The organism is Stenotrophomonas maltophilia group sp. vghtpe118, assembly GCF_052605195.1.
In genome coordinates this window covers 1792674-1807169 of the sequence record NZ_CP199672.1, presented here as the reverse complement: position 1 = coordinate 1807169, position 14496 = coordinate 1792674, and the positions used below count along the sequence as shown (strand labels likewise).

General features: G+C 67.7%; 12 protein-coding genes. 8 read left to right on the top strand and 4 right to left on the bottom strand.

Annotated features, from left to right (window positions below):
* Window positions 1-43: 43 nt before the first annotated feature.
* Window positions 44-1774 (top strand): type IV-A pilus assembly ATPase PilB, encoded by a 1731-nt coding sequence (gene pilB, locus ACUDTM_RS08360; protein WP_445391259.1) that lies wholly within the window; start codon window positions 44-46, stop codon window positions 1772-1774.
* 94 nt (window positions 1775-1868) lie between these two features.
* Here pilB and ACUDTM_RS08355 read toward each other — a convergent pair whose 3' ends face one another.
* Entirely contained in the window at window positions 1869-3242 is a 1374-nt protein-coding gene (locus ACUDTM_RS08355; RefSeq protein ID WP_072167645.1) for a sigma-54-dependent transcriptional regulator, read from the bottom strand.
* Window positions 3243-3302: 60 nt separating this feature from the next.
* On the bottom strand, window positions 3303-4916 hold the full coding sequence (locus ACUDTM_RS08350) for a sensor histidine kinase (protein WP_445391258.1): 1614 nt from the start codon (window positions 4914-4916) through the stop codon (window positions 3303-3305).
* 407 nt (window positions 4917-5323) lie between these two features.
* Between ACUDTM_RS08350 and sucC the strand changes: the two genes are divergently transcribed.
* The 3 genes from sucC (at window position 5324) to ACUDTM_RS08335 (ending at window position 9254) form a co-directional block, all read left to right on the top strand.
* A complete protein-coding gene (sucC, locus tag ACUDTM_RS08345) occupies window positions 5324-6493 on the top strand; it encodes an ADP-forming succinate--CoA ligase subunit beta (RefSeq protein WP_005418614.1) in 1170 nt (389 codons plus the stop codon).
* Window positions 6494-6517: 24 nt separating this feature from the next.
* Window positions 6518-7393, top strand: coding sequence for a succinate--CoA ligase subunit alpha (gene sucD, locus ACUDTM_RS08340; RefSeq protein WP_005418610.1), 876 nt, complete (start codon window positions 6518-6520; stop codon window positions 7391-7393).
* A 226-nt stretch (window positions 7394-7619) separates the two neighbouring features.
* A complete protein-coding gene (locus tag ACUDTM_RS08335; RefSeq protein ID WP_188240666.1) occupies window positions 7620-9254 on the top strand; it encodes an NAD+ synthase in 1635 nt (544 codons plus the stop codon).
* Between the two features lie 114 nt (window positions 9255-9368).
* Here the strand turns inward: ACUDTM_RS08335 and ACUDTM_RS08330 are convergent, their stop codons facing one another.
* Both ACUDTM_RS08330 and ACUDTM_RS08325 read right to left on the bottom strand, forming a co-directional pair.
* Complete coding sequence (locus ACUDTM_RS08330) at window positions 9369-10571, bottom strand: lipase family protein (RefSeq protein WP_445391257.1); 1203 nt, start codon at window positions 10569-10571, stop codon at window positions 9369-9371.
* 190 nt (window positions 10572-10761) lie between these two features.
* The gene (locus ACUDTM_RS08325) at window positions 10762-11649 is read right to left on the bottom strand and encodes an outer membrane protein assembly factor BamD (protein WP_032960726.1); all 888 of its coding nucleotides are present in this window, start codon (window positions 11647-11649) and stop codon (window positions 10762-10764) included.
* A gap of 113 nt (window positions 11650-11762) precedes the next feature.
* On the opposite strand from ACUDTM_RS08325, the gene rluD reads away from it, so the two are divergent.
* From rluD to ACUDTM_RS08305, 4 genes are read left to right on the top strand one after another with little or no spacing between them, the layout of a single operon-like run.
* On the top strand, window positions 11763-12752 hold the full coding sequence (gene rluD, locus ACUDTM_RS08320) for a 23S rRNA pseudouridine(1911/1915/1917) synthase RluD (protein ID WP_080376926.1): 990 nt from the start codon (window positions 11763-11765) through the stop codon (window positions 12750-12752).
* Window positions 12752-13522, top strand: coding sequence for a peptidoglycan editing factor PgeF (gene pgeF / locus ACUDTM_RS08315; RefSeq protein WP_445391256.1), 771 nt, complete (start codon window positions 12752-12754; stop codon window positions 13520-13522). The genes rluD and pgeF overlap by 1 nt, the downstream gene beginning before the upstream one ends.
* A gap of 20 nt (window positions 13523-13542) precedes the next feature.
* Window positions 13543-14049: a DUF4166 domain-containing protein gene (locus ACUDTM_RS08310; protein ID WP_188240669.1), complete on the top strand. Its 507-nt coding sequence runs from the start codon at window positions 13543-13545 to the stop codon at window positions 14047-14049.
* Window positions 14024-14461: a thiol-disulfide oxidoreductase DCC family protein gene (locus ACUDTM_RS08305; protein ID WP_072167650.1), complete on the top strand. Its 438-nt coding sequence runs from the start codon at window positions 14024-14026 to the stop codon at window positions 14459-14461. The genes ACUDTM_RS08310 and ACUDTM_RS08305 overlap by 26 nt, the downstream gene beginning before the upstream one ends.
* Window positions 14462-14496 lie beyond the last annotated feature (35 nt).

Below are 14496 nucleotides of genomic sequence, written 5' to 3'. Positions count from 1 at the left end.
GGGCGCGCCGCACTGCCTGACCCATGATGAGCCAAGGATTCATATGAACGTCGTAACCACCGCCAATCTCGTCGGCATCACCGGCCTGGCCCGTCGCCTGGTCCAGGATGGCGCCCTGGACGAGGCTTCTGCCCGTGACGCCATGGCCAAGGCCGCTGCGGCCCGCCAGCCGCTGCCGACCTGGTTCGCGCAGAACAAGGTGGTTGGGGCAGCCCAGTTGGCGGCGGCCAATGCGGTCGAGTTCGGCATGCCGCTGTTCGACGTGTCCACGTTCGACGCCAGCCAGAACGCGATGAGCCTGGTCAGCGAGGAACTGCTGCGCAAGCACAACGTGCTGCCGCTGTTCAAGCGCGGCGGCAAGCTGTTCGTGGGCACCAGCAATCCGACCCATTCGCTGGACGAGATCAAGTTCCACACCAACCTTGTGGTGGAGCCGATCCTGGTGGATGAAGACCAGATCCGCCGCACGCTCGAGCAGTGGCATGCCAGCCATGACACGCTGGGCGACGCGCTGGGCGGTGACGACGATGGCATTGGCAACCTGGATGTGTCCGGCGGTGACGAGGACATTTCCGGGGGCGGCGACGCCGGCATCGATGCCAAGGGCGATGACACCCCGGTGGTGAAGTTCGTCAACAAGGTGCTGGTGGACGCGATCCGCAAGGGCGCCTCGGACATCCACTTCGAGCCCTATGAAGACGACTATCGCGTGCGCCTGCGCATCGATGGCCTGCTGAAGATGGTCGCGCGCGCGCCGGTGAAGTTGAACCAGCGCATCGCCGCGCGCCTGAAGGTGATGGCACAGCTGGACATCGCCGAGAAGCGCGTGCCGCAGGACGGGCGCATCAAGCTCAATCTGTCCAAGACCAAGCAGATCGACTTCCGCGTGAGTACGCTGCCGACCCTGTTCGGCGAGAAGGTGGTGCTGCGTATCCTGGACGGCAGCGCGGCCAAGCTGGGCATCGACAAGCTGGGTTACGAACCGGACCAGCAGAAGCTGTTCCTGGAAGCCATCCACAAGCCGTACGGCATGGTGCTGGTGACCGGCCCGACCGGTTCGGGCAAGACGGTGTCGCTGTACACCGCGCTGGGCATCCTCAACGACGAGACGCGCAACATCTCCACCGCCGAAGACCCGGTGGAAATCCGCTTGCCCGGCGTCAACCAGGTGCAGCAGAACAACAAGCGCGGCATGACCTTCGCCGCGGCCCTGCGCTCGTTCCTGCGACAGGATCCGGACATCATCATGGTCGGCGAAATCCGCGACCTGGAAACGGCCGAGATCGCGATCAAGGCGGCGCAGACCGGCCACATGGTGCTGTCCACGCTGCACACCAACGATGCGCCGCAGACCATCGCGCGCCTGATGAACATGGGCATCGCGCCGTACAACATCACCAGCTCGGTGACGCTGGTGATCGCGCAGCGCCTGGCGCGCCGGCTGTGCAACAACTGCAAGCGCCCGGCCAATCTGCCCGAGCATGCGCTGCTGGCCGAAGGCTTCACCCAGGCGCAGCTGGACGCGGGTATCGAGCTGTACGAGGCGGTCGGCTGCGATGAGTGCACCGAGGGCTACAAGGGCCGTACCGGTATCTACCAGGTGATGCCGATGACCGACGAGATCGCCACGATCGTGCTGGCTGGCGGCAATGCGTTGCAGATTGCCGAGGCCGCACAGCAGATCGGGGTGAACGATCTGCGCCAGTCGGCGTTGAAGAAGGCCGCTGCGGGCATTACCAGCCTGGCCGAGATCAACCGCGTTACCAAGGATTGAGGTCGATCCACGCCATGCGTGGATGCCGCGATGCATGAGGTTGCCGGCCAGCGGCCGGCACTACCCGTTGGTGGGCCCGCGTCGGGCCCTGTGCTTACTCCATCCCCAGCTTCTTCAGCTTGTAGCGCAGCGCGCGGAAGGTGATGCCAAGCTGCGCGGCGGTGCGGGTCTTGTTCCAGCGGTTTTCTTCCAGCGCGCGCTGGATGGCGCTGCGCTCGAGCTGTTCGATGTACGAGGGCAGGGCGGCGCTGCCGGGCTGCAGGTCCACCACGGCCTCGGCGTGCGCTGCGCTGCCGGGCGTGCGCGGGGCATGCTGCGGCAGGCGCAGGTCGTCGGCGCCGATGCGGTCTTCTTCGGCCAGGGCCAGCGCGCGTTCCAGGATGTTCTCCAGTTCGCGCACGTTGCCGGGGAAGGCGTACTGGGCCAGTGCATCCAATGCCGACGGCGCCAGCAAAGGCGTCGGGCGGCCGTGGCTGCGGGCCAGCCGTGCCAGCACCGACGCGGCCAGTTCCGGCAGGTCCTGGCGACGCTCGCGCAGCGGCGGCACCCTCAGCTCAATCACGTTGATGCGGTAGTAGAGGTCGTGGCGGAAGCGCCCGTCCTCGACCAGCTCGGCCAGGTCCTTGTGGGTGGCCGAGAGGATGCGCACGTCCACCGGCTCTTCGTTGGCCGCACCGACCGCGCGCACCGATTTTTCCTGGATCGCGCGCAGCAGCTTCACCTGCATCTGCAGGGGCAGCTCGGCCACTTCGTCCAGGAACAGGGTGCCGCCATGCGCGGCCTGGAACAGCCCGGGCTTGTCGGCGTGGGCGCCGCTGAAGCTGCCCTTGCGGTGGCCGAAGAATTCGCTCTCCATCAGCTCGCCGGGAATGGCGCCGCAGTTGACCGGCACGAACGGGCCGGCCGCGCGGGCACCCTGGGCATGGATGGTGCGTGCGACCAGCTCCTTGCCCACGCCGGATTCACCGAGGATGTAGACCGGCGCCTGGCTGCGCGCGACCTTGCCGATGGTGGTACGCAGCACGTCCATGGCCGGCGAGTCGCCAAGCAGGCGTGCGCCCTGTTCGGCGGCAGGGCCGGGCACGGGGCGCTCGGTGTTGTTGAGTTCCAGCGCGTGCTTGACCAGGCCACGCAGCACGGCGATGTCCACCGGCTTGCTGACGAAATCGAAGGCGCCGGCCTTCAGCGCTTCCACCGCCAGGTCCATGCTGCCAAAGGCAGTGATCATCGCCACCGGCGTGCGCGGGTAGTGCTGGGCGATCTCGCTGACCAGCTCGATACCGTTGCCGTCGGGCAGGCGCATGTCGGTGATGCACAGGTCGTACGGATTGCTGGCCAGCAGTTCGCGCGCTTCGGCAAGGTTGGCTGCGGTACTGATGCGCAGCCCCATGCGGCCGAGCGTGAGTACCAGCAGTTCGCGGATGTCGCGTTCGTCGTCGACGACGAGGGCGCTGCGGGTTTCGTTCATGGGCGTGAAAGATAAACGAGGGGGCTGGAAGCGACAAATGTTTGACGCACAGAATCGAGATCAGGTGGGCAACAGCGTATGCGGGCCGGGCAGCACCAGGCGGAAGCAGGAGCCTCCAGCGGGAACCGGGATGTAGTCCAGCCGCGCCTGGTTGGCCCGGCACAGCTCGCGGGCGATGTACAGACCCAGCCCGGTGCCATGCTCGGACGTGGTGAAGAACGGCCGGAACAACTGCGCGGCCACGGTCTCGGGAATGCCGGGGCCACGATCCATCACGTCGATGACCGCGCTGCGCTCGTGCTGCGCCACGCGCAGGCGCACCCGCGCCGGTTGCTGGCCGATGCGCCCGTACTTGAGCGCGTTGTGCACCAGCACGGTCAGCACCTGGTAGAGGTGCTTGCTGTCGACCTGGGCCAGCACCGAGGTGTCGTTGATGATCGGCTCGATGCTGTCGGTCTCCAGCGTCTGCCCCTGCTTGTACTCCAGCACGAAGCGGCGCACGAAGGCGGCCAGGTCGACGTTTTCGGGCGTGGCGCGCTCGCGCCGGGCCAGGCCCAGCACGCTTTCGACGATGCCGTTGGTGCGCTGGCACTGCTGGCGGATGATCTGCAGCAGGCGGCGGTCGCTTTCGTTGAAGCCGGTGCCTTCCTCCAGCAGCTGCACCGCGTAGTTGATCGCGGCCAGCGGGTTGCGGATCTCGTGGGCGAGGCTGGCCGAGAAGCGTCCCATTGCTGACAGGGTGAGCGATTCGGCACGGCGCGAGACCACGCTGGAGTCGTCCAGGAACACCAGGGCCAGCTCGCTGCCGGCCAGCAGGCGCGCAAAGCGGGGCTGCACTTCGGGCTGGTCGGGGTTGAGCTGCAGCGGCAGTTCGTCCTGGGCCCAGCCGTTGCGCCAGCGCTGCAGGCGACGGGCCAGTTCCGGGGCGGCGCTGGCCAGGTCCAGGCGGCCGCTTTCGCCGCTGCCGTCGCTGTCACCGAGCAGCATCGAGGCGGCCTCGTTGGCCAGGGTGACGCGGTTGTCGGCGTCGACCACCAGCACGCCGGTACGCATGCGGCGGATGATCAGCTCGTTGATCTGGAACAGGTTGGCCACTTCATCGCCGCGCTGGTTGGCCAGCTGCTGGTTGCGGCGCGCGCGGCTGCCGACCTGGTAACTGATGAAGGCCAGCGCCAGGTAGCTGGTGGCGAACATCGCCAGTTCGGCCAGGGTACGGGTGGGGTCGCCACCTTCCAGCAGCTTCCAAGTGTATTCCACGCCGGTGGCGAGGCTGGCGGCCAGGGCCAGGCCCAGGCCCAGGCTGAGCGGCAGCAGGGTGGCGGCAGCGGCGATGTTGAACAGCAGCGACATCGAAATGCCGGCGCTGGCACCGGGCAGGGCATGCGACAACAGGGTGGCGGCGACGATGTCCACCAGCACGCCGCTGACCACGATCGGGCGCAGCCAGCGTTCGTTGCGGCCGATCACCAGGGCCAGCAGCGACAGCGCCAGGTAGATCGCCGCGACGGTGTCGGCCAGCCGCGGGTGGTGCGCTTCGCCGACCATGGCCGACAGCGGGCTGTAGAGCAGGGCGGCGATGACCGAGGCGATCAGCACCCGGTACAGCGCGAAGAAATACAGCTCACGCCGCGGAATCGATTCGATGCGGTCGATCAATGAAGCACTGGGTGACACGCCGGAACTCCCCTTCTGGCTGCCTGGGTCTGGAATCTGCGGCGGGCCTGCCCGGCGTCCCCTGAGGCCGGGCGGTACGTCGCTTCGATGTGGCTTGCGGTGGAAGCCGTCGAGCACCCCCGACGCTACACACCCTGGTTGACCAGTATAGGGCCGCCGGCAGGCGCCCGCCGGTGCGGCCCGGATCGCGCATTTGGCCTGGGATGGATACCGCTGGCCAGCCGGCCCCCGGGCGCAACTGCCTGAATGACGGCGGAAATCTGGCCGGGTCTGGCGTTTTGTACAGACTTCTTTGCGCCCCGGCGCCGGCTCGGCCACAATAGTGGGCCCGCCGCGGTCCGTGCCGGTGCCTCTTTGAGGGGGCCCTGAGGAATTGCGTGCGGTCGTTCCTATTCCCACGGTGACGCATGAATTTCCACGAATACCAGGCAAAACAACTGCTTGCCGAATACGGCATCCCGGTCCCGGCCGGCAAGGTCGCGGCGACCCCGGACGAGGCGGTTGAAGTCGCCCAGTCGCTGGGCCAGGGCCCCTGGATGGTCAAGGCGCAGATCCACGCTGGCGGCCGCGGCAAGGCTGGCGGCGTCAAGTTCTGCAAGACCGTCGACGACGTGAAGGCCGCAGCGGCCAAGATGCTCGGCACCAAGATGGCCACCTACCAGACCGCCGGCGTCGAGCTGCCGATCAACCTGGTGCTGGTGACCACCGCCGGTGAGATCGTCAAGGAGCTGTACCTGTCGGTCCTGGTGGATCGCGGCACCCGCACCATCAGCTACATCGCCTCTTCCGAAGGCGGCATGGAAATCGAGCAGGTCGCTGCCGAGACCCCGGACAAGATCCACACCCTGAACGTGGACTTCGTCGAGGGTGTGCAGGGTTACCACGGCCGTGACATCGGCTTCAAGATGGGCCTGACCGCCAAGCAGGCCGGCCAGTTCGCCAACATCATGGTGAACCTGTACCGCATCTTCAACGAGAAGGACCTGGCGCTGGTTGAGATCAACCCGCTGGCGATCCTGGACGATGGCAACCTGTACGCGCTGGACGGCAAGTTCAACAGCGACGACAACGCCAACTTCCGCCACAAGGAACTGGTCGCGATGCGCGACAAGTCCCAGGAAGATGAAACCGAAGTGACCGCTTCGGAGCTGGACATCAACTACGTCACCATGGACGGCAACATCGGCTGCATGGTGAACGGTGCCGGCCTGGCCATGGCCACCATGGACGTCATCAAGCTCAACGGCGGCGAGCCGGCGAACTTCCTGGACGTGGGCGGCGGTGCGAACAAGCAGCGCGTCATCGAAGCGTTCAAGCTGATCCTGTCCTCGGACAAGGTTGAAGGCATCTTCGTCAACATCTTCGGCGGCATCGTCCGCTGCGACATGATTGCCGAAGGCATCATCGCCGCCGTGAAGGAAGTGGGCGTCAAGGTTCCGGTCGTGGTGCGCCTGGAAGGCACCAACGTGGAAGAGGGCAAGCAGCTGCTGCGTGACAGCGGCATGGCCATCATCCCGGCTGACAACATCAACGACGGCGCCAAGAAGGTCGTTGAAGCGGTCAAGAACGCCGCCTGATCCACGACACCGAAGGAAATTCCCATGTCTGTTTTGATTAACAAGAACACCAAGGTGATCGTGCAGGGCTTCACCGGCCAGCAGGGCACCTTCCACGCCACTCAGATGATCGAGTACGGCACCCAGGTTGTTGGCGGCGTGACCCCGGGCAAGGGTGGCACCACCCACATCGACCTGCCGGTCTTCAACACCGTTGCCGACGCCGTGCAGAGCACCGGCGCCAACGCGTCGGTTATCTACGTGCCGCCGCCGTTCGCGGCCGACGCGATCCTGGAAGCTGCGGCTGCCGGCATCAAGGTGATCGTCTGCATCACCGAAGGCATCCCGGTGCTGGACATGCTGCGCGTGAAGAACGTGCTGACCCGTTCCTACCCGGACACCGTGCTGATCGGGCCGAACTGCCCGGGCGTCATCACGCCGGGCGAGTGCAAGATCGGCATCATGCCGGGCCACATCCACAAGCCGGGCAAGATCGGCATCGTGTCGCGTTCGGGCACCCTGACCTATGAAGCGGTCAAGCAGACCACCGAAGTCGGCCTGGGCCAGTCCACCTGCATCGGCATCGGCGGTGACCCGATCAACGGCCTGAATTTCGTCGACTGCCTGAAGCTGTTCAACGAAGACCCGCAGACCGAAGGCATCATCATGGTCGGCGAAATCGGCGGTGACGCAGAAGAAGCCGGCGCCGAGTACATCAAGAACCATGTGAAGAAGCCGGTCGTCGGTTTCATCGCCGGTGCGTCGGCTCCGGCCGGCAAGCGCATGGGCCACGCGGGCGCGATCGCCTCGGGCGGCAAGGGCACCGCGGAAGGCAAGTTCGCCGCGATGGAAGCCGCTGGCGTGGTCACCGTCCGTTCGCCGGGCGACCTGGGCGCTGCCATCGCCAAGCTGGTGAAATAAGATCGGCTGCCTCGCGCAGACGATGCTGTAGAGCCGGCCGCTGGCCGGCTGCCTGAAACAGAAGGGCCGCCTTTGGGCGGCCTTTCTGCGTCTGGCGCCCTGACGGTTCCGGTAACCCCATCCACGCATGGCGTACTGAGCCGGGGCTGTCCACGCAGTGAACGCCCCCGGCGCGCGCACGACGCGGCGTTACAATGGAAGCATTGCAACCACAGGCTGGATTCCCATGGCTTCGATCCGCATCGCGATGGCGCAGTTCGACTTCCCGGTCGGCGACGTCGCCGGCAACACCGAGCGCATCATCGAGATGATCGGCCAGGCGCGCGATGAGTACGACGCCGAGCTGGTGATGTTCCCCGAGCTGGCGGTGAGCGGCTACCCGCCGGAGGACCTGCTGCTGCGCCCGGGTTTCCTGTACGAGTGCGAGCAGGCGCTGACCCGCATCGCCACCGCCTGCCGTGGCATCACCGCCGTGGTCGGCTGGCCGCAGGCGGCTGGCGCGGTGGTCTACAACGCTGCCAGCGTACTGCGTGACGGCCTGGTCGAGCAGACCTACCGCAAGCGCGAACTGCCCAACTACGCGGTCTTCGACGAGCGCCGCTACTTCGACGTCGATCCGGATGGTGGCAGCTGCGTGTTCGAGGTCAATGGCATTCCGGTCGGCCTGCTGATCTGCGAGGACCTGTGGTTCGCCGAGCCGCTGGCCGACACCATGCGCGCGGGTGCGCAGCTGGTGGTGGTGCCGAATGCTTCGCCCTACGAGCGTGGCAAGCATGCGCAGCGCGACGCCGTGCTGGCCGCGCGTACCCGCGAGAGCGGGGCGGCCATCGCTTACCTCAACGTGGTGGGCGGCCAGGATGCGCTGGTGTTCGACGGTGCTTCGGTGGTGGCGGATGGTGATGGCACGGTGCACCCGGCCGCTGCTGCCTTCGTCGACCAGTGGCTGGTGGTGGAGTATGACGGTGAGACCCGCCGCTTCATGCCGCATGTGTGGATGGACGACGGCGACGAGAGCATGGACGCGCTGGCCTGGCGCGCGGTGACCCGTGGCATCCAGGACTACTGCCGCAAGAACGGTTTCAGGAAGGTGTGGCTGGGCCTGTCCGGTGGCATCGACTCGGCCCTGGTGCTGGCATTGGCCGTGGATGCGATGGGCGCGGAGAACGTGACCGCCGTGCGCCTGCCGTCGCGCTACACCGCCGGCCTGTCCAACGACCTGGCCGCCGAGCAGTGCCGGGCACTGGGGGTGAAGCTTGAGGCTGTGTCGATCGAACCGGCGTTCAAGGGCCTGATGGAATCGCTGGCGCCGATGTTCGAAGGCACCGCGCCGGACGTGACCGAAGAGAACCTGCAGTCGCGCAGCCGCGGCGTGATCCTGATGGCGCTGGCCAACAAGTTCGGCGGCCTGCTGCTGACCACCGGCAACAAGAGCGAGTACGCGGTCGGCTACGCCACCATCTACGGCGACATGTGCGGTGGCTACGCGCCGCTGAAGGACCTGTACAAGACCGAAGTGTTCGGCCTGTCCAAGTGGCGCAATACCGTGGGCGGCGCACCGGTGATCCCGCCGGCGGTGATCAGCCGCCCGCCGTCGGCCGAGCTGCGCGAGAACCAGCTGGACCAGGACTCGCTGCCGGCTTATGACGTGCTGGACGGCATCCTGTACCGCTACATCGACCAGGAGCAGTCGCGCGGCGAGATCGTGGCCGCCGGCTACGACGCAGCCGTGGTCGACCGCGTGCTGCGCCTGGTGCGCATCAGCGAGTGGAAGCGGCACCAGGCCGCGCCGGGGCCGAAGGTCTCGCGCCGCGCGTTCGGCCGCGAGCGGCGCTACCCGATCAGCAACGGCTACAAGGGCTGAGGCAGCGCTTGGCGGGTCGTGCCGGCCGCTGGCCGGCAACCCGTTGGTCCCTCCCCGGTGGGTGCGGAGCTTGGTCCGCACGATGGTCGAAGATCATCCACGCTTGGCGTGGATCTACCGGACTCCGTCGAGCAACTGTTCGAGGCCGGCGGTTTCCGCAGCGTCGTTGAAGGGATCGTCCCCCAGTCGCGCACGTACGAACGCCAGGCCATCGGCGGCTGCTGCGTCCAGCGTGCCCCGGTGGTCGACGGGGTAGCGCCGGAACGCGACCGGCTCGCCTCGCAGGGCCAGCCCAGCGGCGTACAGCAGGGTGGTCAGGTAGGGCACATCGCGGTCCTGGCTGCCATGGCCCAACATCAGCGGTTGGCTGAAGCCGCGGCGCGGTACGCCGAGATAGTCGTACAGCACCGCCCAGATGCCCGGCACGCTGGCCAGCGGCGCAGTGAACATGCTGCCGGTGTCGGCGCCGTCCAGCGTGGTGGCCAGTTCGCCCAGGCACTGCTCGCGTGCCACGGCCACACGGGCGCGGCCGGCGTCGCTGAGGACGCGGTCGATCTGTGGCGCGACCTGCAGCAGGCCATCGAGCAGATACGCGTGATACGCGTTGAGCGCGCCAGGATTGGCTGTGCGGTTGTCCGGCTTCATCACCAGCGCGGTCAGTTCGACTGCGGTGGGCGTGCCGGTGGTGAAGCTGCCGCGGTACTGCAGCGACGGTCCACCATAGGTGGGGGCGATGTGGCCCGCCGTGAGCGCGGCGGCACCGCCCTGCGAATGGCCGACCGACACCCAGCGTGGCGACAGCGTCCCGTTGCCGAGGTACTGGCGGCTGGCCTTGATCATGTCGATGGCGTTGCGCGCGGCAGTGCGCACATGCAGATAGGCATGGTCGCCTGAGCTTCCGAGGCCCTGATAATCCGCGGCGACCACTGCATAGCCCTGTGCCAGGAACCGATCGAGGAAGCGCCCGTCGCGTTCGGGTTGATAGGGGCCGGAGACCGAGGGCGCACAACGATCCGCAATGCCCTGGGTGCCATGCGCCCACGACACCACCGGCCAACCGCCGATGGGCGGCGTGCCGGCGGGCAGGTACAGCAGGCCGGTGCCTTCGGCCAGCTGCCCGCGGTGGTCAGGAGTGCGGTAGTGCAGTTTGTAGGCCTGGGCGGCCTTGGACGGCACCCATGACGCGCGATAGGTGGCAGCAGACAGCAGATCGCCCGGTGCGGGTGAGGCAGCCGCCACGGAGCCCGAGGACAGCGCCAGCAGGGCAGTGGCGAGGATGCAGGCGAGCGGGTGGAAACGGCGGGGCGGTGGGGTCATGGGGCGCTCCTTCACGGCCGGGATGGCCGTTGCACCGCAGTGTGGATGGCCTCGCCTACGCCGATCGGGACCGGCGTCGCATCCGCCGGGGATTCGTAGAATTCCTAGTATCGTGGTCCATGGGCGCACGAACCCTCCACGCATGGCGTGGATCTGCCGACAAAGAAAAGGCCCCTTTCGGGGCCTTCTTTTACTTCTTTTCCAGTCGCGCGTTGCGCTGGCCGGTGCTGGCGGACTTCTCGCCGGCGAACGGGTTCAGCTTGCGGATCATCCACGGGTACTTCGGCCACTTGCCTTCCAGCCACGGGTGATCCGGCTGGTTCAGCTGCAGGACGCGGCGGGCGTCGTCGGCCAGGGTCTTGTTGCCCAGGTGGGTGTAGGAATCGGCCAGCACGGCCACGGCGTCGTACTGGAAGGCGCTCTGCGGGTAGGTTTCCAGCAGGTAGTTGGCGCGGCCCACGGCTGACACCCAGGCGCCGCGGCGCATGTAGTACAGCGCGTTGTCCAGCTCGTGCTGGGCGAACACGTCACGCAGCTCCAGCATGCGCTGGCGCGCATCGGCGGCGTAGCGGCTGTTCGGGTAACGATCAACCACGATGTTGAAGTCCGAGTACGCCTGGTGCGGCGTGGACAGGTCGCGGCGGCTGGCATCCAGCGACCATACGCGGCGCAGGAAAACCGTACTGCGGTTGGAGTTGGCCAGGCCGCGCAGGTAGTACAGATAGGCAATGTTGCGGTGGGTCGGGTAGGTACGGATGAAGCGGTCGATGCTGGACACCGCGTCATCGTGCTTGCCGGCCTTGTACTGCGCGTAGGCGGTTTCGATCATCGCCTGCTCGGTGTACGGACCGTACGGATACTGGGCCACCAGACGGCGGAAGCTGGCTTCGGCGCCGCTCCAGTTGCCGCCCTGCATCAGCTTGTGGCTTTTCTCGTACAGCTGTTCGACCGGCACGCCTTCATCGGGGCGATCACCCTTCTTGGCGCCGCGATGGCAGCCGGTTGCGGCGATGACCAGCACCAGCAGCAGGGCGGTGAGGCGGACGGGCGCGGAGAGCATGGCGGAGCGTCGGATCATGGGGTCGAGGCGGGACGCGGCTGGAATACGAAGGGTCGATGATAGCCTAGTGTCCTGTCCAGCGACTGAAACCGGCCGCCGGGACCCCAAAATTTCAAAGAATGCCCCCTGCCATGTCTGAACAACCCTCTGAATCGGCCCGCCAGGCCATCGTCCCCGACACCGCTGCGGGCCGTCGTTTCGACGCGGTCGTGGCCGAACTGTTCCCCGAATACTCGCGCTCGCGGTTGACCGAGTGGATCAAGGCCGGTGAGGTCCTGCTGGACGGTGCCCAGGTGCGCCCGCGCGATCCGCTGCGTGGCGGCGAGGTGGTGACCCTCAACGCGGTGCTGGAAACCCAGACCGACGCCCAGCCGGAGGACATCCCGCTGGACGTGCTGTTCGAGGACGAGCACCTGCTGGTGATCAACAAGCCGGTGGGCCTGGTGGTCCATCCGGGTGCCGGCAACCACAGCGGCACCCTGGTCAACGCGCTCCTGTTCCGCGATCCGTCGGTGGCGGTGCTGCCGCGCGCCGGCATCGTGCATCGCCTGGACAAGGACACCAGCGGCGTGATGGTGGTGGCCAAGACCCTGGAAGCGCAGACCGCGCTGGTCGAGCAGCTGGCGGCACGTGACGTGCACCGTCAGTACCTGGCCATCGTGATGGGCGCACTGGTGGCCGGTGGTACTGCCGATGCCCCGATCGACCGCCACCCGCGCGACCGCCTGAAGATGGCGGTGCGTGAGGACGGCAAGGAAGCGGTGACCCACTACCGCCTGCGCGAGCGCTTCCGGGCACACACCGCGCTGGAGTGCCGCCTGGAAACCGGCCGTACCCACCAGATCCGCGTGCACATGGCGCACGTGCGCCATCCGATCATCGGCGACCCGCTGTATGGCGGCGCGCTGAAGCTGCCCAAGGGCGCCAGCGACGAGCTGGTGGCCGCGCTGCGCGGCTTCAAGCGCCAGGCCCTGCACGCCGAGACCCTGGAGTTCACGCACCCGATCACCGGTGAACCGGTGCGCAACACCGCGCCGGTGCCGGAGGACATGCTGCACCTGCTGAAGGTGCTGCGCGAAGACAGCGAAGCCTTCGCCGCCCGCGAGCGGGACCGCTGGTGATGGCGGCCGCGCTGCCGTTGCTGCAGGCCGACTGGCCGGCGCCCGCAGGCGTCCATGCGCTGACCACGCGCCGGCACGGCGCGGGCATCTCGCCGGCGCCGTTCGCGCAGTTCAACCTGGGCAACCGGCACGCGGCCGATGGTGATACCCCGGCCAACGTGGAGCACAACCGCCAGCTGCTGCAACAGGGGCTGGCGCTGCCGTCGGCGCCGCACTGGCTGCGCCAGGTGCACAGCAGCACCGTGCTGCGCTTCGATGCACCGCCGGTGCCCGGCGCGCGCGAGCCGGTGGCCGACGCGGCGGTAACCTCGGTGCCGGGCGTGGTGCTGGCGATCCTGACCGCCGACTGCCTGCCGGTGGTGTTCGCCGCCGCGGACGGCAGCGAGGTGGGCGCGGCCCATGCCGGCTGGCGGGGGCTGGCGGACGGCATGCTGGAGGCCACGGTGGCCGCCCTGCAGACGCCGCCGGCGCAGCTGCGGGCCTGGCTGGGCCCGGCCGCCGGGCCGTCCGACTATGAGATCGGCGAGGAGGTCTATCACGCCTTCGTCGGCCATGATCCCGCTGCTGAGCGGGCGTTCGTCGTGACCCGTCCCGGACACTGGAAGGTGGACCTGTTCGCGCTGGCGCGGCAGCGCCTGCAGTCTGTGGGGATGGACCCGGCACAGGTGTATGGCGGCACGGTGTCGACGATGGCCGACCCGGACCTGTATTCGCATCGGCGCGATCGTTGCACCGGGCGCATGGCGACCCTGGCCTGGATCGCGCCCTGACTCCGCCGCTGTTCGCGCGTGTGCTGGGGCCGGCCTTCGCCACCCTGGCAGGACCGGTGCAGGCGCTGCATGCCGCGCCGTTGCCGCGCCGCTACGCAGGGCAGGCCTGCATCGTGAGGGGGCGGCACTGGCTGGTGCCGCTGCTGGCTGCGTTGGCGCGGTTGCCACAGGACGGTGACGCGCTGCCCACCGAGGTGGCGTTCAACCGCTACCGGCAGGGCGAGCAGTGGGCGCGGCGGTTCGGGCGCTGGCCAATGGTGTCGCGGCTGTGGGCGCACGACGGGCATCTGCGCGAGCAGCTGGGCGCGGTGCGCTTCGAGTTCGCGCTGCGGGCCCGCGACGGTGGTATTGACTGGTCGGTGCGCCGGGTCTGGGCGTTCGGGCTGCTGCCGCTGCCGACGCGTTGGTTCGGCGGTGTGCGCTGCCGTGAAGCCTGGCAGGGCGAGCGCTACACTTTCCTGGTCGATGTGACGCTGCCCTGGGCCGGAGCCCTGATCCGCTATGAAGGTTGGCTCGAACCGCGGTGACGCTGCCGCCGAGGCGGGCAGCGCGGTGATCGTGTTCGATGGCGTGTGCGCACTGTGCAATCGCTGGGTGCGGTTCCTGCTGCGTTTCGACCGCAGGGGGCGCTACCGCTTTGCAGCGATGCAGGGGCAGAAGGGCAGCGCGATGCTGCGCGCGCACGGGCTGGATCCGCAGGACCCGATGTCGTTCCTGCTGCTGGACGCACAGGGTGCCTGGACCGATACCGATGCGATCCTGCGCGTACTTGCGGGGCTGGGCGGCGCCTGGCGCCTGGCCGGCGTGCTGCGGCTCGTGCCGCGCGGCTGGCGTGATGCGGCGTATCGCGCGCTGGCACGCAACCGCTACCGCTGGTTCGGTCGGCATGACACCTGCCATCTACCCGCACCGGAACAGGCCGCGCGGTTCCTGGATTGACGAAAGAGGGGACGGAGGGGATTAAGTCGTTTGTG